The organism is Pontibacter litorisediminis (genome assembly GCF_029360645.1).
Classification (GTDB): domain Bacteria; phylum Bacteroidota; class Bacteroidia; order Cytophagales; family Hymenobacteraceae; genus Pontibacter; species Pontibacter litorisediminis.
Window position 1 is genome coordinate 15,711 of sequence record NZ_JARDUA010000010.1, and the last position, 25,484, is coordinate 41,194.

Here is a 25,484-nt window from a genome sequence, read left to right on the forward strand (position 1 = left end):
CGATAGGAAGCATACGTATATAGCTACAAGTATAAATTTCACAAACCCATAATGAGCGAACGAGAAGAAACCAGTTTTGAACATAGATTGCTGCTGCGCCAGCTGGAGCTGAAGGACTACAAGGAGGTGAAGGAGATCATGGAGTTGGTATACTCTAGCATAGACGGTGCCTGGACCCGAAAAGAGTTCTCAAACCTGCTCAAGAAGTTTCCGGAGGGCCAGATTTGTATTGAAGACAACGGAAAGGTGGTGGCAGCCGCGTTAAGCCTCATCATTGACTATGACGAGTACGGTGACAAGCACACCTATGATCAGATCATTGACAAAGGATCTTTTAAAACACATGACCCTGAGGGTGACACCCTTTATGGTATAGACGTTTTTGTGCACCCGGAGTACCGCAACCTGCGCCTGGGTCGCCGCCTGTACGACGCCCGCAAAGAGATTTGCGAGAAGCTGAACCTGCGTGGCATCATTGCCGGGGGCCGCATACCGGGCTATAAAGACTACGCAAACAAGCTGACCCCGGCCAAGTACATCGAGATGGTGCGCAACAAGGAGCTCTCGGACCCTGTGCTTTCCTTCCAGTTGAGCAATGGCTTCCACGTGCGCCGTATTCTAAAAGGGTACTTGCCTGACGACAAAGACTCCAGGGCCTATGCTACCTTGCTCGAGTGGATTAACGTTTACTTTGAGGAAAAGGAAAAGCTGATCGGTGGTAAGAAAACGGTGGTTCGCATCGGTATTGTGCAGTGGCAGATGCGCGCTGTGAAAGACCTTGACGACTTTATGCAGCAGGTAGAGTTCTTCGTGGATACGGTAAGCTCCTACAAATCGGACATCGTGATGTTCCCGGAGTTCTTCAATGCCCCGCTCATGGCCCTTTCCAACGAAGACACCCCTTCGGAGGCAATCCGAAGTATGGCCGAGTACACTGAGGAGATCCGCGAGCGGATGATTCACCTGGCCCTGTCGTACAACATCAACATCATCGCCGGAAGTATGCCGGAGTATTACGACAACAAGCTCTATAACGTCAGCTACCTCTGCCGACGCGATGGCACGTACGATGCGCAGTACAAGCTGCACGTAACTCCGGACGAGTCCCATTACTGGGGCATGCGCGGGGGCCACAAACTTAAGATATTTGATACGGACATCGGAAAAGTAGGTATCCTGATCTGCTATGACGTGGAGTTCCCGGAGCTGGCCCGCATGCTATCGGACATGGACATGAAGATCCTCTTCGTTCCTTTCTGGACCGATACCAAGAACGCTTACCTGCGCGTGCGCCTTTGCTCCCAGGCCCGTGCCATCGAGAACGAATGCTATGTGGCCATTACGGGTAGCGTGGGCAACCTGCCGAAGGTGGAGAACATGGACATCCAGTACTCGCAATCGGCTGTCTTCTCCCCTTCTGACTTCGCCTTCCCGCACGACGCGGTGATCGCCGAGGCCACCCCGAACACAGAGATGACGCTGATTGCCGACCTGGACCTGGACCTGCTCAAGGACCTAAACACTGCCGGCAGCGTCCGCAACCTGAAGGACCGCCGCAAGGACCTCTACAGCCTGAATTGGGTGATGCGCAAGGACGAGTAGGAAATATAAAGGCCGTTGCTATACTACTGCAGCAACGGCCTTTGTACTTTACTTTCCCCTACACCCTCCGCCGTTGTTCTGTTCCTGTAAAATTACAGGTGCCAGCAAGAATCATAAACCTACTCCAGGTTTGTTTTTGGTATCCTACTGGAAAGACAAAGCAGATGGTGGTTTCTTGTAAAACCATTAGAAAATGAACTGCCTTTAAAATATAAAGTTTATACTTTCCCTTCAGTGTAGACTATATGTCTAAAGGGTGTTCCTTATGCCGACTGGAGGCAACGTACAGTGGGAATTTCCCGCAAGCTGAACCGCCTGAAAGTTAAATTGCTAGCGAGAGCCTTCATCTGCTTATTCTGTTATTTATCTTACAAATTGCTGCCATATTGCTCTAACTTTGTACTCCGTGCGGGTCCTGTGCCTGGTTCATGGATTCATTCGTACCAACCTACATCAAGTAAGGCATCTTCAGAAATATGAAAGACCAACATGAAGGGAAAAGCTTTAAGAAGTATGCCTTCAACACCGGTTGGTTGTTTGCAGAGCAGCTGTTCAGGATCATTTCTTCTCTTCTTGTGGGCGTGTGGGTGGCCAGGTACCTGGGGCCGGAGCAGTATGGGGTATACAGCTATGCCGTAGCCTTCGTGGCACTGTTCGCAGCTATTGCTCATCTGGGTTTGCAAGGCATCGTCGTGCGCGAGCTCATCAACGGAACGGATCAGCAGAGGGTGTTGGGTACTGCTTTTTGGATGCAGGTTGTGGGAGGTATTGTCGTTATCGCTCTGATGGGTTCTGTCTTACCCTTCACCTCGAATGATGCCCGAACAAACCTGTACATAATGATCATCGCAGCCGGCTTGCTCTTTCAGTCCTTCCAGGTGATAGATTACTACTTCCAATCCATTGTGGAGTCAAAGTATGTGTCTGCTTGCCGCCTCACACAGCTCTTCATTTCTTCTGCCGCAAAAATAATCCTCATTACAGCGGAAGCTGATCTGATATATTTTGTCCTTATAACATTTCTCGACCAGATAACCTTGGCTGCCGCCCTTGCTTACGCTTACAAGCTAAAGCATCCGCAAAGCCCATTCTATAGATGCTTCAGGCGGGCTAGAGCCAAGAGCCTGTTTGCGGAGTCTTGGCCCATGATCGTTTCTGGATTAGTCGTGATGGTTTACATGAAGATTGACCAGGTAATGATAAAAGAGCTGCTTGGGGCTAACGCCGTAGGAGTTTATTCTGCTGCAGTAAGGCTGGCGGAGGCATGGTATTTCGTTCCCATCATCATCAGCCAATCGCTGTTTCCTGCTATCATCAGCGCCAAAAGCCAAGGGGAGCAATTATACAGGCTTCGGTTGCAGCGCCTGCTCAACCTGATGATGGTCTTGTCTGTTTTGGTTGCCGTCACGGTAACTTTTACCTCAGACTTTTTGGTGGCAATCCTGTTCGGCTCAGCCTATGCAGGAGCTGGAGCAGTGCTTTCCATTCAGGTATGGGCAGGGATTTTCGTCGCTTCGGGTCTTGTGAGCAGCAAGTGGTTTATTATGGAGAAGCTTCAGCGATACCTTATGTACCGATCAACGGCAGGGGCTATACTTAACATAGCGCTTAATCTTATACTCATCCCAAGCTATGGAATTATCGGGAGCGCTGTGGCTACTTTGGTCTCTCAGTTCGTAGCCGCTATTTTCCTTAACGCATTTTTCTCAAACACCAGGGCGATGTTTATACTGCAGCTCAGGTCAATCCTGGGCTTCGGTTTGCTTGGGAACCAGTTAAAGGACTCTTAACAAAGATTTGCCATACACATGGATACATCCTGAGAAGAAATTTACCGGGAACTTGGAAGAATTCTTTATTAATCCAGTGGAAACGAACTATCTGCTACTGCCGCCATTTTCTCAGAACTGCTGGGTTATGCGCAGAAGACGACATACTTACAAAGCGGCTGCTGCGATAGCTGTATAGCAGCAGCCGCTTTGTAAGTATGTACGTTAAATGCGATTCTTCTTTTTACTCTCAAGTTTTACAGCTACAAGTACACCGACAATGAAGGCTATCCCGCCGCCATAAATTAAGAATTTAAGTAGGTTAGGACCTGTTGGACGCAAGCGTGGGGCAAAACCATTTACGATCTGGATGTTATCCAGCTGCTCCAGATCCCCCTCCAACTCTACCTGCTTCTGATACATCGTGATGCTTTCGCGGAAGAGATTGGCTGGATCTATCGGCTCTCCATAGACAAATCCGTTCACAGGCCCACGTGGAGAAGCAACAGTCTTCTTTACGCTGTCAAGTGCCGATATATCGCTCTGAAGCTTTTTGATCATGCTTTCAACCTCTTTCTGTCGAATTAATTTTTGCTTTGAGAAGTATCTGTTGTTTTCCAGATAATTAGCTAGGGCTGTCTCCATTGAGGAAAACAATGTGTTATTATACAACGAGAGCTCGATTTCGAAAGGGGATCCAGTCAAGACGCTGTCTTCAGCGATTCTTTCTTGGTCTAGGTTACTGAAGCTCATGTCCTTGATTTCCCTGGCAGCATCAATTGTGATATCAAGGTCTTCTGCTACAGCCTCATAGTTGTCCTCTTTGATCATGATTGACAGTCTGTTGAGCTGGTTCTCCACAAACTGGTTCCTGATTTCGGCCAGCACTAGCGTCGTGGTGGAGGTATAATAAGGCTTAACAGTTTTATATATTGCAAAAGCTAAGCCTAACCCGACAAGAACAAGTAGAGCTACTACTACTATTCTTTTCAGTATAATATCAGTAAGGCGCTTTAGCGAGTAAAAGATGTTCCTGAAACCATTTTGGATACTCCTAAGTACCACTCTGATGTCTATCTCATCGCTATTGAAACTATCGTGCTTGTTCTGAAGTTGTGGTCGCATCATTTATAAGTTTGTTGCGCAAAACTAGCCATTTTTGTTTATAAATATTACATGGCTTAAAACTATGAAGGAGAGATGAGGAGAGTTAAGATCGCAAATTTTACTATTTTTGCCCCCGCTTGAAAAATTCGAATCCGTTACAAGCTAGAAAGAACGACTTAACGAAGACAAATTGAAATTTAGTTTCTTACGATTTAGGAACAGCATGTTCTTAAAATCCTCTAACTTCAAAAATGCCTATTGGAGCATTGCTGATGTTGTTATCTATCCCATAGTCTTACTCGTAGCAACTCCTATTTTTTTAAAATACTTAGGTGCAGAGCAGTATGGTGTTTGGGTGCTGATCAACTCCATCATTGCAAGTATAGGCGTTCTGAATGCCGGGCTTGGAGACGCGACCATTAAATTTATTTCAAAGTACCGTGCCACCGATAATATCAATGGGGTAAAGCGGGTCTTCACAGCAACATATACCCTTACCTGTTGCGTGTTCTTTTTTACAATAACAACCGTGTTGCTCAGCTCTGAATGGATCACCAGTTCAGACTTGTTCAAAATAAGTAGGGATACCCAACCCATTGCAAACACTGCGCTGCAATTAGCTTCTGTAGCGTTTGCGTTTAGGCTGCTAGAACAAATATTTTTCGCATTTTTTAAGGCGTACGAACGGTTTGATATCTATTCAAAGATATCTATCACCTCTAAGAACCTGGCTTTGGTAGCAGGTGTGTTCCTCGTAATTCAGGGCGGCTCCTTGGTGGCAATTATCCTGTGCAATACAATTGCGGCAATTCTCTCTGTGCTCATCGAAGTTTTCTTGATTTCGAAGCGGCTAGGGTTTGATGTACTGATTCCCAGATTTGTTAAGGCAGATATAAAAGAGGTTTTTGCATTTAGCTCTTGGGCTTGGGTACAAACGGCAATTGGGCTAATTGGGGCCCAGCTTGACCGGTACATTGTTGCTGCTGCCGTTAGCGTAGAGGTTCTGGCTTATTACTCTGTCGGACTATTGGTTGCGTCGCAGATACACAACGTCTTTGCAGCAGGCTCCAGCTTTATTTTCCCGCTCATCTCCATGAAGATTGAGAAAAAGATGGGGATCAAGCACATTTACTTTAAAATGCAGCTCCTCGTGATCGCTTTGGGATTGTTGGGCATTACCACTTTGGCTCTCTTGCAGACGCCATTGTTCACGCTCTGGCTGGGCGAAGCAAATTACGCAAAGTCTAAGGAGTTCATCACCCTTTTTCTATGCTATGAGGCAGCTGTTCTAACCTCAGTTATCCCTTACTTCTACCTTATTGGTGCAGGCCTTGTCCGGCTAAATACTTTTATATCAGGTGTTGGCATTGCTGCAATGGCTTTATGTATGATGGTTCTGTTCTATTTTATTGGAGAAACCGGGCTGATATGGGGTAAAATACTTTCAACCGTCCTCATTACACCTTTTCTGTATAACATACTTCACCGCAGGGTGCTTGAGGATGCCGACCCTTTTGCTGGTGTAAAGCTGCTCTTGCCAAGCTTTGCCACAATTGCATTTATACTTGTTCCAACAATTCCTTTAAAACTGCTGGCATTGTTGCTATGCATTGTGTTTTTCTATAAGTTTATTTACAAAAGAATAGGTAGTGTTCAAACTACCAACGCGGTAACTAACCCCTAAAGGCTGATATGTCAACGTCACGTGAGCAAATAGTTGAGAAGTACTTTCTAAACCTAGGCCTAAGCAAAGGTGACTCTGACATTTACTATGTTAGAAATAGCATTCTTCGTGCTGTTAAAGCTAACCTGCACAAATTTTATGGGACTTTACTGGATGTAGGATGTGGTATCATGCCATACCGAGAGTTAATTAGGGAAAATAACCCGCGTGTTTCAACCTATATTGGTTTGGACTTTGACGCCCCTTTAACGTGGGAATTCTCAGTCTGCAAACCTGATTTGATCTGGGATGGAAAAAATATTCCCTTAGGCAATGAGTCTGTGGACTGTATCATGGCAACAGAATTGTTTGAACACTGCCCGGAGCCAGAAAATGTAATGAGGGAGATGTACAGGGTTATCAGACCAGGAGGATTGATATTTTTCACTGTACCATTCATATGGAACCTGCACCTTGTTCCATATGATGAATACAGATACACGCCTTTCTCCCTTAGAAGACATTTGTCGAATGCAGGGTTTGTTGACATTGAGCTGGAGGCGTTGGGAGGTTTGGATGCTAGCTTGGCACAAATGTTAGGCATTTGGCTGCAGAGAAGGCAATTGTCGAGAGCCGTAAAAGCGGCACTTGCCGTTCTGATTTTGCCCCTGATGAAATTACTGATAAAAAAAGATTTGAGGACCAACACAAAAGCAGTATTCTCCGACGGAACCATGTACACAGGTTTACATGGAGTAGCTTTTAAAAAAAATGTATGAAAGCAGCCTTTACCATTGCAACTGCCAACTACCTATCGCAAGCAAAGACAGTTGCAGACTCCTTCTTAAGCTTCAACCCTGACTACAAGTTTTATATTTTCCTGCTCGATAAGATCGACAGCCGTTTTGATGTTACCTATTTTCTACCTGCAGAAGTAATTGAGATTGGCTCATTGCCTATCAGTGGCTTTAACAGTATGCTGCTGAAGTATAACATATTTGAACTGAGCAATGCGCTAAAGCCTTTTGCCGCTGAAGAACTGCTGAAGGACCCGAAAATTGACTCTGTCATATACTTTGACTGCGATTTGTTGATCTACTCTTCTTTTGAGGCGGTGGAGAAGGTACTGCAGGAGCATGAAATTGTTATAACCCCTCATTTTCTCACCCCCTTGCCTCTCGATGGGCTACTGCTAGATGAGAAAGCATTTCTTAATACAGGTGTATATAACGGGGGCTTCTTCGCTTTGAAAAAAGGAGAAGAAACCTTCAAATTCCTGGAATGGTGGAGGAGTCGGCTGCAAGAGTACTGTTTTGTTGATTTTTCGGCCGGCCTTTTTGTGGATCAGATTTGGTTGAATTTTGTGCCGCTATACTTCAAGAACGTAAAAGTGCTGCAGAACTTGGGGTATAATGTGGCATACTGGAACCTGCATGAGCGCGAAATCAGCAGTTCTAATGGCGAATACTTCGTGAATTCAAGTGATAAACTGGTGTTTTTCCACTTTAGTGGTTTTGACTTCAGCAAGCCTGATACCTTATCCAAGTACCAGTCCCGGTACGACTTCAGCTCAAGACCTGACGTTACCAAACTTTTTAAGGATTACAATCAGAAGGTTTTAAGCAACAAATTCAACTTCTATAGGAGCTTGCCTTGCTTTTATGTGCTGCAAAAGCAAAGACAGACTAAATCCTTTGGGTACATAAAAAACAGCTTTTCCACAGGTAAATATTACATAAGCCTCAAAAAAAGGCTCAGAAGATTGTTAGACTAAGCATTACCCCTTGCACGACCTCAAACTACGGGGCCTACATCGGAGTGCCTTATATAAACAGTCAAGATCAGGCTTGTTTTCATTTGGATGTAGCAGCCCTTTATGCGATCCGGCAGCTCTGCGTACCGATAAAGCCCCAGCATCAGTAAAAATCACATCAAAGGGTACTGCCTTTCCTTGGACAGGCTATAGATAGTATAGTTAATAAGTGGGGTATTAAATCTGTAAAATTCGTTAAATGAAAGTTCTCTATGATCACCAGATCTTTTCTCTTCAAAGATATGGGGGTATTTCCAGGTATTTTTGTGAGTTAATGCACCACTTTGAGCAGCATGATAGTATAGATTTTGAAGTTGGCGCTAAACTAAGTAATAACCTATACCTGAATAAGTTAAATAGCGTTAGTATAAAGCCTTTCTACCCTAAGCTAAAGTTTCGGGGGCAAGGAAGGTTTATGTATCTCTTTAACAGCTTTGTCACCAATTCCGCTGTAGGGAAAACTAACATCGGAGTGATACACCCTACTTATTATGACCCTTATATTTTGAAGAGGAGTAAGAAACCGATTGTGCTCACATGCCATGATCTTATTCACGAGAAGTTCGGGGATCAATTCAGCCAGCTGTCGGACACAGCCCTTACGCATAAAAAACCACTGTTAGCTGCGGCTGCAGCCATAATTGCTGTTTCAGAGAACACAAAACAGGATATTGTAGAGACGTACGGTATACCAGAAGCACGTATAGAGGTAATACATTTAGCAAGCGCCATAAGCACTGCGGATGTGTTGAGTACGGCAAACATGTCGTTGCCGGAGAAGTACCTTCTTTATGTTGGGAACCGGGGCATCTATAAAAACTTCATAAACTATGTAAAGGCAGTTGCCCCTCTCCTTGTAGAGGACAGGGACTTAAAGATAATCTGTGCTGGAGGAGGAACGTTTACACGCGAGGAAGTAGCGCTTCTAAAACAGCTAGGTGTTGAGCGTAACATAATCCATTACCAGATTGATGATGCCATTCTAGCGACGCTGTACCACTATGCCTTAGGGTTTGTTTTCCCTTCGCTGTATGAAGGTTTTGGGATACCTGTATTAGAAGCTTTTAGCTGTGGTTGCCCTGTTTTGGCAAGTAATACCAGTTCTATTCCAGAGGTGGCTGCTAAAGCTGCCTCGTTCTTCGACCCCCTTAGCAAGGACTCGATGCTTGAGAGCACAAGGATGTTTATCCAAGACAGTAACTTACGAAAGGAGCTGCGAAAAGCCGGGCAAAAAAGGGTGGAAGGATTTTCGTGGGCGCAAACTGCTGAAAAAACGCTCAACTTGTATAAAAAAATAGTGTAACATAATGCCATTGACAGGAGCTACTTTTACGGGTACAGCATCATTCCATGGAAGCCAAAGCGCAGTACAGCCGTTGGTTTCAATTATCACGATCGTCTTCAATGGCGAAAAATTTCTGGAGCAAACTATCCAGAGTGTCATCAACCAGACTTACCCGCACATCGAGTACATCATCGTAGACGGTGGCTCAACGGATGGGACAATCGAGATAATCAAAAGATACAGTGGCAGTATTTCACGCTGGATCAGTGAACCTGACCAAGGTATAAGCGACGCATTTAATAAGGGAATCAGGCTAGCCACCGGTCAGCTAATTGGCATTATCAATGCTGACGATTGGTTTGAGCCGGAGGCGGTGGCTGCGGTGGTAGACAATTACAAGCCGGGATGTGTGTTGCATGGTAACCTCCAGTATTGGAACCAAGACGGTAGCAAAGCATTGCTCGTTATGCCAAAACAAACTTCGTTACCACGTGGCATGACGGTTAATCATCCTACAGTATTCCTTGATAGAGAGCTCTACAGCAGGTACGGGATGTTCGATACAAGCTATAAAATGGCTATGGACTACCACCTTCTGCTCCGACTTTACAAAGCAGATGTTCCCTTCATTTACATCAACAAAACGCTGGCTAACATGCGCTTCGGTGGAACGTCTGATAACTGGGTCAAAAGTTACCAGGAGGTGTTGAGAGCAAAGCAGGAGGTACTCGGCAAAAGCTACACGCATCACCTGACCTACCATTGGCAGATTATGAAAAGACGTGTGTCAGAGGGCTTAGCACACTCCCCCCTATCTTTTATAAACACGCTCTACCGCAATTATTTCTCATCAATGAAGAAAGTATAATTTATAAGATTATACTAGCTTTGCAGCCAGAATGGTCAATAAAGATTTGGACGCATCAATAGATCATAGAGACGCACCACTTAGTTTAAACAGCAATATCTTAATTCTTGTTTTGATGTGCTTTGGGGCACTTTTTATTAAGAACCCCAAGTTCTACAACATAGCAATCACTGATATTTCTATAGTTCTGGGCCTTCTGCTTGCCTTTTCTTACAATTACTCCACGAACATTAAGTTAAAGAACTTGGTGTTGTGTGTTCTCGTAATTTCTTTTCTCATCTATGCCGGACTTGGAATCTTCAAGGTACCAGACTCTGCTGTTTTCTTCAAGTATTACATACGTGTCCTCAAATCCAGTATACTGTGTGTTTTGAGTTACATCTTTTTTAGCAGGCTTAGCCAGGATCATCAATTATTCATTCTTAGGTTTTTCTTCAAGCTTGCAATTGTCTCTATCGTTTTCGATACTGTCTATTCCTTATACTATTACTCAACACAGGAATCAGGAAATGTTTGGATCCTTTATAGCTCGCTAAAGGTCAGCTATTTGTATGCTGACAAGAATATGGTTGCTTTTACCATATCCTTATTAATGGTCCTATCCAACCGTTTTTTTAGAAACAAGTACTTATTTTTACTATGGTTTCTTACCATACTCTCGCTTTCCCGAAGCGGCATACTTGTTAACACCTTGCTCCTGCTGTACTACACCGGGTTTAAGTTCTTCAAGCCTTCCATATTACTTGCACTTTTTGCGACACTTGCTTTTTCTTTTGCAGTGGTGTATTCTTTAGGCCTGGATGAAATGTTCTCAGAGCGCTTAAGTCTAAACAAAGACCTCAGCATGCATAGCAGGCTCGGCCTTCAAAGAATGGGAATCGCTATGTGGCTGGACGCACCTGCCACAGGTCAAGGGCTAAGCGGGTTTGAGCAGCACTTCTTTGACTATTATGAGGGCGGGGAGCAAACCCCCTTTCCTCATAATTTCTATATCTACCAACTATCGGAGCAGGGCCTGATAGGCTTCTTCATGCTTGCAGCCATATTCAGCCTAGTTTGGCTAGATTTGTACCGAAAACGACTAGGGATGCTTGTCGGTGCGTACCTAATGTTTGGTATGTTTTTATTTAACCTCTCAGAGTACCACTTCTTTTTCCTTGTCGGAATACTACTAGCACTTAAAAATGAAAGCAACCCACCTGAAAATAGCTTACATCCTACCATCCTTAGCCAATAAAGGACCTGTTCTTGTTGTTAAAGACCTGGTGTCTTATTTAAGAGATAAAGCTGACGTTACAGTTTTTTACTTTGACCCAATCAAGGAATTAGACTTTGAGTGTAAAACAGTAAACATCAAATTTTCGGAAGGTTTTGATTTTTCTGAGTTTGACATTGTGCATTCCCATATGCTCCGGCCCGATGCGTATGTTTTCCTGCACAGAAGGAAGATAAAGGCAAAGTGCATCAGCACGTTGCATAGCTATGTTGAGAAGGATCTTGAGAATACACATGGCAAGCTTTTATCCTTTATTTTCACCAGGATTTGGAACCAACTGCTGCGCAAGCACGACATGCTGGTGGCGCTAACGGAGCACATGCAGAACTACTACAGAAAACTGTATAGCAATCCGAATATTACCTATATTTATAATGGTAAAAGTGTTGACAAGGGATTAGCAATAGAGGCCACAGATCTTCTGAAAATAAAGGAATTTAAAGAAGGCTCTATACTTCTAGGCGTATCAGCTATACTGACGCACATCAAAGGGATAGACCAAACAATTAAACTTTTGGAAAGGCTACCCTACCTTAAACTGCTGATAATTGGGGACGGACCAGCTAAAAATGACTTGTTGCGTTTAGCAGAATCTAGGCAAGTTTCCGAGAGATGCCTTTTTTTAGGGTACAGATCACACGCTAACCGTTATTATAGCCAATTCGATGTTTATGCTATGTCATCAAGGTCAGAGGGTTTCTCTTTGGCATTGATCGAGGCCGCAGCTTACGGGTTGCCAACAGTATCATCGAACATCCCGACAGCAGTGGAGGCCTTCACAGGCGAAGAGGTAAGCTTCTATGAGCTGGAGAACCTGGATTCTATGCAAAAAGCTACTGAGCACCTCCTGGCTAATAAGTCTAAATTTAGCAGCAACATCTTATCCAAGTATCACAACGCATATACGGCGAGCAAAATGGCATCCCAATACAATGAGTTATACAAACAGCTTTAAAAAACAGCAGTATGAGGTAACTGCCTCCATCGTTACCTATAACAACAACAGGGAGATCTTACTTCAGGCAATACAAAGCTTTCTCAACACCGAGTTAAACGTCCACCTTTTTATCGTAGATAACTCTCCTGTCAACTCGCTTGAGAATCTCATCAAGGACGATAGAGTTACCTACATTTTCAATAATGCTAATATAGGGTTTGGGGCTGCCCATAATATCGCCATTGTACGCGCCTTGCCTTTAACACAGTATCACCTGGTGCTCAACCCTGATGTATACTTCGGGCCAGATGTGCTAGGAAAGTTGGTAAACATGATGGATGCCAACCCTTCCGTGGGTTTGGCTATGCCAAAAGTTTTGTATCCAGACAACACGGTGCAGCACCTCTGTAAATTGTTGCCGACCCCAAAAGAACTCTTTTTACGCCGTTTCATGAAATGGGACAAAAAAGCGCTGGAAAAGAGCAACCATATATACGAACTCCGTTTTACTAATTATGATAAGCAGATGACAGTACCCTACCTGTCCGGATGCTTCATGTTTCTGAGAACCTCTGCATTGCAGGATGTTGGCCTCTTTGATGAACGGATCTTCATGTATTCTGAGGATTTAGACCTTTCCAGAAGAATTCATCAGAAGTATGATACCGTCTTTTATCCTGAGGCGAAAGTTTACCATCACTTTGCAAAAGGATCCCACAAAAGCCTTAGATTGCTTTGGTACGCTATACATGGAAACATCATATACTTTAACAAGTGGGGTTGGTTCTTTGATAGCGAACGCGATAAGATCAATCAGGCCGTTCTGTCTAAACTTTCGTCCTGATGTTAGGTAAAAGAAGTCTCTCTATCTACCTTGGTACAGGGCTAGCTGCCTTGGTGGCGGCCCTTCCCTTTTCGATCAAGATCACGAGTATTCTCAGTATACTGCTGTTACTCCTTTGGGTACTGGAAGCTGATTGGCAGAAGAAGTGGGAAACCATTAAAACTGAGCGGTGGGTACAGCTTTTTGTAGGCTTTTACATGCTGCACGTCTTGGGCCTTCTGTATACACAGAACCTGGGCGACGGTTTGTTTGATCTGGAGAAGAAACTCTCGCTGGTTCTCTTTCCTCTAATATTAGGCACCAGTCCAGCAGTTAGAGAAAGTCAAAGCCTCAGAGATAAGGTTCATAGCTGGTTTATATTTTTCTGCCTGTTGGCCCTCCTATACTGTCTGGGGCATGGTGTATATCGTTTTATAGCAGGTATTCCTCCTAGCTTTTCTGTCTACGGCGGTTTCGAGGCGACACAACAATTTTTGGATACCAACAAAGGGGTCTCGGCCTTATGGAATTACATCACGTATTCAGAGCTACTCTCACCGCTTCAGTTACACCCCACCTATAGCTCCCTCTTTATTTTACTTGTCATCGTTATTCTTTTAGAACAGAAACCTCAGGTTGGTTATTTTGAAAGAAAACAGCTTGGCCGGTTGCTATTATTGTTGTTCTTTACGCTAACTATCTTCTTGATTGCATCCCGTATTGCCGTTGCGATCTTGATTTTACTTCTGCCTATTAAGTTGTTCATGCGTATGAGAGGCCGGGTCTCATGGAAAAAGCTAGCCATGGCTTCTTCTGTCTGTATTCTCCTTTTGGCGCTAGTCATCAACTTTGTCCCTGTAGTAAAGCATCGATTTATTAATGATTTTCAGTTTATCGGGCAAACCTATGACAGTCAAAACCCAGGTACGGGCATGATGATGAGACTTACCTTCTGGAAAACTGCGGCTGAAGTAATAATGGAAAACCCCGTAATCGGAGTCGGTACCGGGGATGTTCAGGATGCTATGGCTGAAATTTATCGGGCGAACGGAGTGAGTGAACTGGCTGGCTACAATCCGCATAATCAATACCTCCATACAGCTGCTATGCTGGGGTTGATAGGATCGGCTTACCTGTTAGCCATGTTGCTCTTGCCTTTGATTCTTGCCTGGAAAAGGAGGGACAACGTTTACCTATTCTTTCTCCTAATCGTTGGCATAACTTTTTTTACTGAATCAGTTTTACAATCTAACAAAGGAATCGTCTTTTACGCTTTGTTCAACTCGCTATACTTATTCAATTTCCCTCCATATTCCAGGGCTCAACAAGAAAAGGTAGATCGCACCTTGGCGGAAGAAGCAAGTGCTAGACAAGAGCGCTAATTCCTGTTATAGCCTCCCCCTAAACCTGACCTCCGCTTTATTTTAAGACGCGCAAAAGTACAGGGATTCAGCTTGCTTTATAGTTGAGCGTATGCTTTAGGCATTGAAGGGGCTATTGTACGGTAGAACCTCGGGAACCACAGCCGTTAAGAAAGATTGATCAGCCACAGAAGTAAAGCACCTGAAAGCGGGAAAAGCTAGTGAACGCAGTCCTAGCGCCAGAGTGCTGCTTTCTCAAGGCAGCGCCGGGAACGCTTAACCTTGCAGAATTAGTTTCAGTGCTTCCAACTTCTATGGACAGAGAACGCTTCTTTACAAGTTTGAGGCTAGTAATCCCGGCGCTAAAGTGGATAGCACCTCCTCCACCTACATGGCTTATCACATGTGGCGCATGGCATATGAGCGTCCGAAGTACAAGCGCTTTTTCAAGCTCTAATTACTCTGATCACTTATATGGTATGATCTAATGCTTGTGCGTGTAAAGTGTTGGGTGAAAAAGTATTGATGCGCTTTAGGCGCTGACGCTTCAACTTGGATCTCTGTCTCAACCAAAGTCTTTCGTAGTTATTTAAAGTATTAGATGGTATTACATTCCTTTGAACCTGACCACAACGCTTATGGTCTTAAGCAGTACTTTTATGTCCATCATGAAAGAACGGTTTTTCAGGTAGTACAGGTCATACTGCACCTTCATCAAAGCGTCGTCGCTGTTAGAGCCATACTTATAGATAGCCTGCGCCCAACCGGTAATACCCGGCTTTGTTAAGTGGCGCGTATCGTAGAATGGAATCTCATTCTTGAGTTGCTCCACAAAAACAGGTCGCTCTGGTCTGGGTCCAATCAGGCTCATATCCCCTTTCAATACGCTCCAGGCCTGCGGCAACTCATCTATCCTGGATCTGCGCAAAATCTTTCCTACTTCAGTGATCCTGCTATCATTCTTCTGCGCCCATGCGGCACCGTCCTTCTCTGCATCCACTACCATGGATCGGAACTTTACGATCTTGAAGGTCTTCCCGTACAACCCAACGCGCTCCTGCGAGTAGAAAAGCGGTCCCTTACTTCCCAATAGGTTCGCGATATAGACTAAAGGCATGAACAAAAGGCACAGGAGCACGCCACACACGCCAAACGCTACATCTAGAGCTCTGGAGAAGAACAGGTAAGCAGTTTTATATTGATTTCGATTGTAAGGAAAGGCCAAACTGAAGTCTCTAGCTGTGTTGTGCACAAGCACACGCCCTGTCAGGTATTCATAAAAATCAGGCAACGTAGTCACGGCAATACCCGCCTTACGGCAATTCGTCAGTTCCCGAATAGATACTTCGTTATTATCCTTGTTTTTGGTTTCATCGACAATGATCTCGTCAATTTTCAACCGTTTGGCAAGTTTCGTGATGTTGGAGGTGCCGTTAATGATCCTTACCCCTTTATAGATCGTGTTAGAGCTATCCTCATCAATCACACCTACTATCTTATAGCCCAAGTGGTAATTGAAAATATCGCCATTCGCGAAGACATCGATTAGGGCATTGCTGGACCAGCTAGATCCTACAATCAGGACACGCTTGAGGAAAAGGGGGCTATCCAGCAAGCGTGAGTAAATGTAGCGCCATATGGCTAACGGCGACAGCAGGGTAAAATAAAAAAGTATGATGGTAAATCGAGAAGGCAAGGGCGGCGTGAACCAAGGGAACAACACATAGCTTGCAACTGTAAGTGTAGAGGCAATAAACACGTACTTTACAGTTGTGTAAAAGTTGTTGATCTTCTCGAGGTTATATAAATCGAATACGTATGAGAAGAAGCTCCAGAAAACAACTATAGGCACAAAATACCAATAATGCGCTGTTGTCATCTGCTGTATCGCCAGGTCTGGCACTGCCCTAGTTCCATAAAGAAAGGCGGCCGAAAGGACTAACAGGAGGTCCACCGTGTACAGTAAGTACTTTCGGTCAGACACCTCGAATGAAAAAACTCTTTTATCCACTAAATAAGCCAAAAGTCTAAAATAAAGCGGATTACTAGGATAGTTTGTTTCCTTTAGTTTGGTAGCAGTAATACTCATTTTGTACTAAAAATTAATAACCAGATGACGCTAGTATAACAGTGCTTTTACAGATAGACCCTAGATGAAGAAGAAGGGTTGCACGTTATGAAAATATCTGGTTAATGCATTAAGTTTGTCAGTGAAAGCCAAATTTAGTATAATAAATTCTCATGCCAAAACTAAACGTTTGGCTTAACTCCTTATTATATCATATTCAAAGTATATATCTGTTTTGTTATATAAAATTCAGGGATGTGATGCCCTCCCGCCCTTTTACTTAAGTGTCCACTCCCACCTTTCCCCCACTTTTAGTAACTTCGCCGGCAAACCTGCAAGAGCATGAGCAAAGAGAAACCATCTATACCCAAAGGAACACGTGATTTTGGCCCGGCCACAGTGGCCAAGCGCAACTATATATTCGGCGTCATCAAGCGCACTTTCGAGAAGTTCGGTTACCTGCCCCTGGAGACCCCTGCCATGGAGCAACTGTCGGTGCTGACAGGTAAGTATGGCGATGAAGGCGACCAATTGATTTTCAAGATCCTCAACTCCGGCGATTTCCTGGCCAAGACCAAAGCAGAGGATATCGAGCAGGGCTACAAGCACCTGACGCGCAAGATATCAGAGAAAGCGCTGCGCTACGACCTGACCGTGCCCTTCGCCCGTTTTGTGGTGATGAACCGCAACGAGATTTCCTTCCCCTTCAAGCGCTACCAGATTCAGCCGGTGTGGCGTGCCGACCGCCCACAGAAGGGACGCTACCGCGAGTTTTACCAGTGCGATGCCGATGTGGTGGGTACCAACTCCCTGCTATGCGAGGCCGAGATCGTACAAATGATCAACGGTGCGCTGACGGACCTGGGGCTGACAGACTTTACCATAAAGATAAACCACCGTGGAGTATTGGCTGGTATCGCCGAGGCCATTGGCGAGAAAGGCCGGGAAGGCGACATTTGTGTAGCCATCGATAAGTTAGACAAAATCGGCCGCGAAGGCGTTCATAAAGAGTTGCTGGAGCGCGGTATTGCGGAAGCGGCTATCGCCAAACTGGAGCCCCTTTACGACCTAACCGGCACCAATGAGGAGAAGTTGGAGCAGCTGCAACGCATACTTGGCGCCACCGCCGAGGGCTCGCGTGGCCTCGAAGACTTACACCAGGTATGGGCCTACCTGCAGGGCCTGCAGAGCAGGGCGCTTGCGGCAGAGAACCCGTCCGGGGAACCGCGCCTGATGCTGGATGTGACCCTGGCCAGAGGGCTCTCCTACTACACCGGCTGCATCTTTGAGGTGAAGGTGAACAACGTGAGCATGGGCAGCATCAGCGGCGGCGGCCGTTACGATAACCTAACAGGCATGTTCGGCATGCCGGGCGTGTCGGGTGTAGGCTTCTCGTTTGGCGTGGACCGTATATATGATGTGATGGAAGAGCTGCAACTGTTCCCGGAGAGCAGCCAGCAGAGCACCACCGCCCTGATCGTGCAGTTCGACAAGGCCTCTGAGCAGTATGCACTGCCGGTGCTGCAGCAATTGCGCGATGCAGGCATCAGTTCAGAGCTATACCCGGAACCCGCCAAGCTGAAAAAGCAGCTGAGTTACGCCGACCAAAAGAACATCCCGTACGTGATTTTGATTGGCTCCGAGGAAATGGCTACTGGCAAACTGAAGCTACGCGACATGAAGCAGGGCGAGCAGCAGGACCTGACGGTAGGGGAAATCATCTCAAAACTGAAATAATTTTATGGCCCAGGTACATCATATCTCCAGCCAGCAGCTGACTTTAGAGCGCATTAACACGATTCTGAAAGAAAACTATTCCTTGGCGCTGTCTGAAGAGGCGGAGCAAAAGATCGTGCATTGCCATACATATCTGCAGCAGAAAATAACGAATACAAACAGCAGCATTTACGGCATCAACACCGGCTTCGGCTCCTTGTATGACCGCAAGATCTCTCCTGCCGACCTAGAGCAGCTGCAGCGCAACCTGATGATGTCGCATGCCTGCGGCACAGGCGAGGAGGTGCCTCAGGAAGTGGTGAAGCTGATGCTGCTGCTAAAAGTACAGTCGCTGGCTTATGGCCATAGCGGCGTGCAGCTGCAAACCGTAAAGCGGCTGATCGACTTCTACAACCGTGATGTGTACCCCGTGGTGTACCAGCAGGGCTCCCTGGGCGCCAGCGGCGACCTCGCCCCCTTAGCGCACCTGTGCCTGCCCCTGCTGGGCCTGGGTGAAGTATCTTTCCAGAGCATGAAGCTGGAGAGCCGCCACGTGCTGGAGATGTTTGGCTGGGAGCCAGTCGCCTTGAAAGCCAAGGAAGGACTTGCCCTGCTGAATGGCACCCAGTTCATGAGTGCCTACGGCGTGTACAACCTGCTTATGGCCAAACGCCTTTCGCAGCAGGCAGACTTAGTGGCCGCCCTGTCGCTGGATGCTTTCGATGGCCGTATAGAGCCGTTTAACCAGCTTATACACCAGGTGCGCCCGCACCAGGGGCAGCTGCAGACAGCCAAGGTCATGCAACGCTACCTTGCCGGCAGCCAGCTGATAGAGCAGGAAAAACAGCATGTGCAGGATCCATACTCCTTCCGATGCATTCCGCAGGTGCACGGAGCCAGCAAAGACGCCATCAACTATGTGGAGCAGGTCTTCCTGACGGAAATCAATTCGGTGACGGACAATCCGAACATTTTCCCGGAGGAAGATGAAATCATCTCCGGCGGCAACTTCCATGGGCAGCCGCTGGCGCTGGCGCTGGATTTTCTGGCAATTGCCGTGGCCGAGCTGGGCAGCATCTCCGAGCGCAGAACTTACCAACTTATTTCGGGGCAGCGCGGCTTGCCGGCTTTCCTGGTGGCAGAGCCGGGCCTGAACTCCGGCTTTATGATCAGCCAATACGCAGCGGCCTCTATCGTGAGCCAGAGCAAGCAGCTGTGCACCCCGGCCTCCGTAGATACGATCCCTTCGTCACAGAACCAGGAAGACCATGTCAGCATGGGAGCCAACGCCGCCACCAAGGCGTTCCAGGTGATGCACAATACCGAGCGCGTGGTAGGCATTGAACTCATGAATGCGGCACAGGCGCTGGAGTTCCGCAGACCGATGCAGAGCTCAGAGCCACTAGAGCAGCTGGTAAAGGCTTACCGCGGGCAGGTGCCGTTTGTCTCCACAGACCGCGTGCTGCACCACGACATCCAGCAGAGCATCCAGTTCCTCAGGGCTTACCCCCTGTAAATCATAAACATAAAGTATAAAAGCCTTTGCCATACCCCTGGCAAAGGCTTTTCTTTTACCGGCAGCTTCACTTTTATGCCGTACTTTTAGTAATTTGATCGTAAAGGCAAAAGAAAAAGATCCGCTTGAGACACCTGCTTACGATATGGTTTATACTTTTTGCCCTTACTGCCCGGGGGCAGAACCAAAAGTGCATTGCAGCGCTTGATGCAGCAGGCAAGGAACTAGAGGTCATTTGCGTGGGCCAGGAGGTAACTTTTAAGGACTGCTTCGACAAGGCAGATGACGACAAGGAGTACTATATTTTTGATTACAAAGGAGAATCACCTATTCCCACACCTGCCACACCGAATAAAAAGCATACGTATACTGCGCCGGGCCGCTATAGGGTGCTGCAAATCGCCAACTACAACGAACTATCTACCGATACTTTATCCAGAGTTTTCGAGGTGAAAGCAGCCTCGGAGCCTGTGTTTACTTCTGAGAGCTGCGCCAGCGGAGCGGTTTCCTTCACCATCACGAATCCAGTGTATGATGTGTATACGTTCGATTTTGGCGACGGCACCACGCAGGAGACAAACGGCAGCACCACCATTACCCACACCTACACCACACAGGGGAATTTCACCGTGACCCTTACCGGCAGCTACACAGGCACCGCTTGCAGCAACAGCAGCACCCAAACCGCCACCACACTCCCCCTGCTTGACCCAGAGAATCCAACCCAGTCAGAGAAAGTGAACGTGCTGGAACAGGGCGAGAACGGAAATATACAACTGGAGCTGTCGGGACTGGTACCGGGGTATACCTATACGGTAGAGCAATATACCGGTGATTTCAGGCAGCCGTACATTCAGATTGGCGAAATCACAGGCTTCAGCGGCACCACCTTAACCCAAACCTTCAGCAATGTGAACACCTCCGAAGGCACCTGGTACCTGGTGCGGCCTGTGGATGCCTGCGGAGCCGTTTTCATTAACTCCAACATCGTCAGCGGTATTTCTCTGAACGCGCAGACTGACGAGGAACAGGTGAACCTGAACTGGGAATATTCACCGGATTTCACGGCGTTTGAAGTATACCGCAACGGCACACTGCTGCAAACGCTTGCCGGCTCTGCCACCTCCTACACCGACAATGAGGTAACCTGCAGCCAGACCTACAGCTACTACGTGGTGGGCACAGGCACCGACCCGCAGGGCGACCGCTATACTTCTGTGTCTGCTGCTGTTGATGCCGAAGTTACCTCCACGGCCACACCAGCCGCACCCTACCTGCTCTCCAGCTTTAACCGAAACAACCAGGTGGAGCTGACATTGCAGCTACCCGAAGGCGAAGCGGTGCGCGTGGCCACAGTGGAGCGAAGTATAAACGGCGCCAACTACCGGCAGTTAACAGAGACGCAACAGACAAGTATACTGGACGAGGATACAGGTTTGAAGCCTGTTTGCTACCGCAGTTCCTTCACCAACCTTTGCGGCAACACCTCCCCCATCAGCAATGTTACCTGCCCTGTACTATTACTGGCCGAGCAGCAGACGGACGGAAGTATAGAGCTGAACTGGTCTGCCTACAGCGGCTTTCCCGATGGCGTGGGCCGATACACAGTGGAGCTGCTGGATGAGAGCGGCACTGTGGTGACTAGCTACCCCGCCGCCGGCCGCAGCTTTACCGACGAGACCCGCAGCGACGAGTTACCGGTGCTGCGCTACCGTATCCGCGCCACTTCCCAAAACGGCACGGGCGTTTCCTACTCCAATCTGGTGGCAATAGAGCAAAGTGCTCTGGTGTATATTCCGAGTGCCTTTACCCCGAACGGCGACGGACTGAACGATGTGTTCGAGGTGAAAGGCAAGTTCTTCACCGGCTATACCTTGCGGGTGTATAACCGCTCCGGCAACGTGGTGTACGAGGGCTCGGAGGCTGACGCCGCCTGGGACGGCACCCACAATGGACGCGAGTTACCTGCCGGGGCCTATGCCTACCTTATTACCTTCCAGACCAGCTTCGGCACCTCCAAACAGCGAACCGGCACAATAACCCTGCTGCGCTAAGCATCCCTTGGCGCGCCTCGTCTACAAAGTATAAAATAGCTTATAAAAAGAGTACGTATATTTGTAAGTAGAAAGGCTAATGCTTCGTTAGCCTAATATTACCCCATAAAGAAGAAAACTATGTTTGATATGATGGGCATGATGGGCAAGATCAAAGAAGCCCAGGCCAAAATGAAGGAAGCACAGGAGAAACTGAAAGACGTGACCGTGACCGCTGAGTCAGGGGCGGGCCTTGTAAAGGCCACCGTAAACGGCCACCGCCAGCTCCTGAAGATAGAGATAGACGAGTCGATCCTGAATGCGGACGACCGAGAGATGGTAAACGACTTAGTAGTAGCCGCTGTAAACAACGCCATGCTCACCGCCAATGAGCGCGCGCAGGAGGAGTTGCGCAAATCCACCGACGGCCTTCTTCCAAACATCCCCGGCTTAGACCTAGGCAGCTTTGGACTATAATCCGCCGCACACGGCCATTGTAATACTTAATTGGAATGGCCTGAAGCATTTACAAAAGTTCCTACCATCGGTGGTGGCCAATAGCGGCACTGCGGAGATCATTGTGGCGGATAATGCCTCCACCGATGGTTCCATTGCTTTTTTGCAGCAGCACTACCCACAGGTGCGCCTCATCCTGCTGTCAGACAACTTCGGCTTTTGCGAGGGCTACAACAAGGCGCTGCAACAGGTCGAGGCGAAGTATTACGTCCTGCTTAACTCCGATGTGGAGGTGCCCCCGGGCTGGACGGAGCCTGTCATCGCGCTGATGGAGCAGGATCAAAATATAGCCGTTTGCCAGCCCAAGATCCTGGCACAGCAACACCCCGGCTTATTTGAGTATGCGGGTGCCGGTGGCGGCATGCTGGATGCCCTGGCCTACCCCTTCTGTCGCGGCCGCTTGTTTGAGACCCTGGAGGAGGATAATGGACAGTATGACGATGTACAGGAGGTGTTCTGGGCTACCGGGGCGTGTATGTTTGTGCGGGCCGAAGTATACCATCAGCTGGGTGGCCTGGAGCCGGCCTTCTTTGCGCATATGGAGGAGATCGACTTTTGCTGGCGCGCCAAGAACGCGGGCTACAGCGTGATGTACAACGGGCACAGCCGGGTCTACCATGTGGGCGGCGGCACGCTGCACAAGTCAAACCCGCGCAAAACGTACCTCAACTTCCGTAACGGCCTGGCGCTCCTTTTCAAGAATAGTCCTTCGCAGGAACTGGGGATGGCAATGCTGATCAGGATATTACTGGACTGGGTGGCAGCCCTTAGGATGGTGCTGGCCGGCCAGACCAAAGACGCGCGGGCGGTGCTGGATGCCCATGCCGACCTGCTTCGGAACAATGCTTATTGGCGGCGGCGGCGGAAGGAGCAGCAGCCTAAAGGCAATTTCCCTTACATGAGCGGCGTTTACAAAGGCAGTATCGTGTGGCAGTATTTTATTCGGCAGAAGCGGACGGTGCGGGAACTATAGGTCCCAAACGGTGCTGCGCTCGCGGCGGAGGTGCTTGCTTACATTCATCCAGAAGGCCAGCATCAGGTAAATGAGTACCGGGGAGCCCATGGTAAGGAAAGATACATAGATGAACGTGAGGCGGATGCTGCTGGAGGCAAAGCCCAGCTTCTCCCCTAGCATCGTGCACACCCCAAAAGCCTGTGATTCGATAAAGTATTGGAGCCGTTTCATTTTCATCTTATTTAAATTCTAAATTATACTTTGTTCTCCAAACATCCAAATTAAGCAATGCCCGGTAGGTATGACCTTAAAACTAAGTATAACCTTAAACGTGGAAATATGGTTTGTGGTGTACCCTACTTTTACGGCAAAAGAAAAAAACAGGACATGCAACAGTACAAAAATAACCGGAACCTTCTCCTACTTCTCACCCTTGGCCTCGGCCTAAGCACCTCCGGCTGCACCCTGCAGCGCATGGTAAAAACCGCCGAAAAGCACCAACAGGTAACTGTTGTGCCCTCGCCCCTGACCACCAACGGCGAAAGCGTAAACTTTGAAATGAAAGCACAGGTTCCGGAGAAGCTGATTCGGGAGAAAGAAGTGTACAAACTAGACGTGTTCTACGAGTATGGTAATCAGAAGCGCGAGAACATCGGCACCTACAATTTTGAGTTCGGTGAGTTTGTGTACGAGGATAGAAAACCGACCATCACCAAGCAGCTTTCCTTCCCTTACGCTCCCGAGAAATCCACAGGCCGCCTGATGGTGCAGGGCCGCGCCATCGATAAAAAAGACAACGATATTGCCTATACCGAGACAAAGCAGGTAGCCACCGGCCTCAACACTACCCCGCTGCTGCTCGTGCGCAACAACGACTTCACGTTCACAGCTGATAAGTACCTGGAGGAGGCTGACAGCACGGGAAAGCTGGTATTTTATTTTGAGCAGAACCAGCATAAACTGGATGACCTGTCGGAAGACAAGCTGAAAGTGCTGGACCAGTACGCGTTGGACAACGTGCCAGACCAACATATTAAAATAGTGGGAATGCGTGCCCCGGGCGAGAAAAACAGCAACCTAGCCCAAAAACGAGCGCAAACCCTGGAGCAGCAGTACCGCCAGAGAATAAAGAACCTGGACTACAGCGGCAAAAAAGTAAGCATTACCACCGAGGTACAGGAAAACCTGGTGGAGGTGCTGCAGCAGAAACTGGAAACTACGGCGTTGCCAAAAGCGCAGAAACAGCAGGTGCTGGCTATCCTTCAGGGGGAGCAAAGCGAGCAGCAGAAGCTGCAGGCATTACAGCAAACAGAGGCTTATGCTTACCTGCAAAAGTATGTATACCCTAGCCTGCAGGCCGCCCAGGTAGAATTTAACTATAACCGCAGCCGCCGCCCCGATTACGAGCTATACTTGCTGGCACAGCGCGTAGCAAACGAAGAGGTAGATGCCGACGTGCTGACGGAAGAGGAGCTGCAGCATGCCGCCACCCTCACGCCTATACTTGCCGAGAAGCGAAAACTGTATGAGGCAGCCGTTAAGACCACCGATAAGTGGCCGGCCTACTATAACCTGGGCGTGGTATACTATGATATGGCCCAGAAAGACTACCGTCCGGCCGCCAAAAAGGAGCTGTTGGAAAAAGCCATCCATAACCTCACCTTCGCCGGCTACCGCAACCCTACTGCCAAAGTATACTACAGCCTCGCCAGCGCCTACCATCAGCTGGGTAAGTATGAGCAGGCCCTGGAGAACTACACCTATGCCGCCAGGTTAGGCGGTGATGAGGAAATGCTGCAGGCTGTTTTTGCCGATAAGGCGGCCCTGGAGATTGAGACAGGCAGGTACGACGAGGCCATCGGCAGCCTGCGCTACGCCGGCGACAGCTACCAGACCAACATGAACCTGGGCCTGAGCTACCTGCTAAAGGAGAACTACGAGGGAGCCGAGGAGTTTTACCTGAAGGCGCTGGAGCAGAAGCCGGACGACGCGCTGGCCTACTACAGCCTGGCCATCATCGGCGCCCGAACCCAGAACGAGGAAATGCTGGAGCAGGGCCTCCGCCGCGCTGTCAGGGCAGACAAAAGCTTTACCCAAAAGGCGATAAACGACATGGAATTTGCCACTTACCGCGATAAGCAGGCATACAAAGACGCCCTGATTCGATAAGAACCTG

At 47.8% G+C, this 25,484-nt stretch carries 20 protein-coding genes; 17 read left to right on the forward strand and 3 right to left on the reverse strand.

Annotation, left to right across the window (positions count from 1 at the left end; genetic code table 11):
- The first annotated feature begins 51 nt into the window (after positions 1-51).
- Together PXG97_RS20205 and PXG97_RS20210 are read left to right on the forward strand one after the other, a co-directional pair.
- A complete protein-coding gene (locus PXG97_RS20205) occupies positions 52-1,602 on the forward strand; it encodes a bifunctional GNAT family N-acetyltransferase/carbon-nitrogen hydrolase family protein (RefSeq protein WP_276499658.1) in 1,551 nt (516 codons plus the stop codon).
- Positions 1,603-2,078: 476 nt separating this feature from the next.
- The gene (locus tag PXG97_RS20210) at positions 2,079-3,392 is read left to right on the forward strand and encodes a flippase (RefSeq protein ID WP_276499659.1); all 1,314 of its coding nucleotides are present in this window, start codon (positions 2,079-2,081) and stop codon (positions 3,390-3,392) included.
- Between the two features lie 204 nt (positions 3,393-3,596).
- Here the strand turns inward: PXG97_RS20210 and PXG97_RS20215 are convergent, their stop codons facing one another.
- Complete coding sequence (locus PXG97_RS20215; RefSeq protein ID WP_276499660.1) at positions 3,597-4,499, reverse strand: Wzz/FepE/Etk N-terminal domain-containing protein; 903 nt, start codon at positions 4,497-4,499, stop codon at positions 3,597-3,599.
- Positions 4,500-4,701: 202 nt separating this feature from the next.
- On the opposite strand from PXG97_RS20215, the gene PXG97_RS20220 reads away from it, so the two are divergent.
- The 9 genes from PXG97_RS20220 (at position 4,702) to PXG97_RS20260 (ending at position 14,525) form a co-directional block, all read left to right on the forward strand.
- Positions 4,702-6,162 (forward strand): oligosaccharide flippase family protein, encoded by a 1,461-nt coding sequence (locus PXG97_RS20220; RefSeq protein ID WP_276499661.1) that lies wholly within the window; start codon positions 4,702-4,704, stop codon positions 6,160-6,162.
- Positions 6,163-6,170: 8 nt separating this feature from the next.
- Positions 6,171-6,920, forward strand: coding sequence for a class I SAM-dependent methyltransferase (locus tag PXG97_RS20225; protein WP_276499662.1), 750 nt, complete (start codon positions 6,171-6,173; stop codon positions 6,918-6,920).
- A 197-nt stretch (positions 6,921-7,117) separates the two neighbouring features.
- Entirely contained in the window at positions 7,118-7,915 is a 798-nt protein-coding gene (locus PXG97_RS20230) for a glycosyl transferase (protein ID WP_276499663.1), read from the forward strand.
- 238 nt (positions 7,916-8,153) lie between these two features.
- On the forward strand, positions 8,154-9,257 hold the full coding sequence (locus PXG97_RS20235; protein WP_276499664.1) for a glycosyltransferase family 4 protein: 1,104 nt from the start codon (positions 8,154-8,156) through the stop codon (positions 9,255-9,257).
- 4 nt (positions 9,258-9,261) lie between these two features.
- Positions 9,262-10,107: a glycosyltransferase family 2 protein gene (locus tag PXG97_RS20240; protein ID WP_276499665.1), complete on the forward strand. Its 846-nt coding sequence runs from the start codon at positions 9,262-9,264 to the stop codon at positions 10,105-10,107.
- A gap of 46 nt (positions 10,108-10,153) precedes the next feature.
- Positions 10,154-11,344 carry an O-antigen ligase family protein gene (locus PXG97_RS20245; RefSeq protein ID WP_276499666.1) on the forward strand — a complete coding sequence of 397 codons (1,191 nt, stop codon included), beginning with the start codon at positions 10,154-10,156 and terminating at the stop codon, positions 11,342-11,344.
- The gene (locus PXG97_RS20250; protein WP_276499667.1) at positions 11,292-12,338 is read left to right on the forward strand and encodes a glycosyltransferase family 4 protein; all 1,047 of its coding nucleotides are present in this window, start codon (positions 11,292-11,294) and stop codon (positions 12,336-12,338) included. Before PXG97_RS20245 ends, PXG97_RS20250 begins: the two co-directional genes overlap by 53 nt.
- Positions 12,316-13,164, forward strand: a complete 849-nt coding sequence (locus tag PXG97_RS20255; RefSeq protein ID WP_276499668.1) for a glycosyltransferase family 2 protein — start codon at positions 12,316-12,318, stop codon at positions 13,162-13,164. Before PXG97_RS20250 ends, PXG97_RS20255 begins: the two co-directional genes overlap by 23 nt.
- Positions 13,164-14,525, forward strand: coding sequence for an O-antigen ligase family protein (locus tag PXG97_RS20260; protein WP_276499669.1), 1,362 nt, complete (start codon positions 13,164-13,166; stop codon positions 14,523-14,525). The genes PXG97_RS20255 and PXG97_RS20260 overlap by 1 nt, the downstream gene beginning before the upstream one ends.
- Positions 14,526-15,111: 586 nt before the next feature.
- On the opposite strand, the gene PXG97_RS20265 is transcribed toward PXG97_RS20260, so the two are convergent.
- A complete protein-coding gene (locus PXG97_RS20265; RefSeq protein ID WP_276499670.1) occupies positions 15,112-16,593 on the reverse strand; it encodes a sugar transferase in 1,482 nt (493 codons plus the stop codon).
- A 321-nt stretch (positions 16,594-16,914) separates the two neighbouring features.
- Between PXG97_RS20265 and hisS the strand changes: the two genes are divergently transcribed.
- The 5 genes from hisS (at position 16,915) to PXG97_RS20290 (ending at position 23,326) form a co-directional block, all read left to right on the forward strand.
- Positions 16,915-18,309 carry a histidine--tRNA ligase gene (gene hisS, locus PXG97_RS20270; RefSeq protein WP_276499671.1) on the forward strand — a complete coding sequence of 465 codons (1,395 nt, stop codon included), beginning with the start codon at positions 16,915-16,917 and terminating at the stop codon, positions 18,307-18,309.
- 4 nt (positions 18,310-18,313) lie between these two features.
- A complete protein-coding gene (hutH, locus tag PXG97_RS20275; RefSeq protein ID WP_276499672.1) occupies positions 18,314-19,804 on the forward strand; it encodes a histidine ammonia-lyase in 1,491 nt (496 codons plus the stop codon).
- A gap of 125 nt (positions 19,805-19,929) precedes the next feature.
- A complete protein-coding gene (locus PXG97_RS20280) occupies positions 19,930-21,858 on the forward strand; it encodes a T9SS type B sorting domain-containing protein (RefSeq protein WP_276499673.1) in 1,929 nt (642 codons plus the stop codon).
- A gap of 120 nt (positions 21,859-21,978) precedes the next feature.
- The gene (locus PXG97_RS20285) at positions 21,979-22,314 is read left to right on the forward strand and encodes a YbaB/EbfC family nucleoid-associated protein (RefSeq protein WP_276499674.1); all 336 of its coding nucleotides are present in this window, start codon (positions 21,979-21,981) and stop codon (positions 22,312-22,314) included.
- Entirely contained in the window at positions 22,304-23,326 is a 1,023-nt protein-coding gene (locus tag PXG97_RS20290; protein ID WP_276499675.1) for a glycosyltransferase family 2 protein, read from the forward strand. Before PXG97_RS20285 ends, PXG97_RS20290 begins: the two co-directional genes overlap by 11 nt.
- Here PXG97_RS20290 and PXG97_RS20295 read toward each other — a convergent pair.
- A complete protein-coding gene (locus tag PXG97_RS20295; RefSeq protein WP_266053777.1) occupies positions 23,321-23,539 on the reverse strand; it encodes a PspC domain-containing protein in 219 nt (72 codons plus the stop codon). The two genes, PXG97_RS20290 and PXG97_RS20295, sit on opposite strands and share 6 nt — an antisense overlap.
- A gap of 156 nt (positions 23,540-23,695) precedes the next feature.
- Here PXG97_RS20295 and PXG97_RS20300 point away from each other — a divergent pair, with 156 nt between their 5' ends.
- Positions 23,696-25,477 carry a tetratricopeptide repeat protein gene (locus PXG97_RS20300; RefSeq protein ID WP_276499676.1) on the forward strand — a complete coding sequence of 594 codons (1,782 nt, stop codon included), beginning with the start codon at positions 23,696-23,698 and terminating at the stop codon, positions 25,475-25,477.
- Positions 25,478-25,484: the final 7 nt, after the last annotated feature.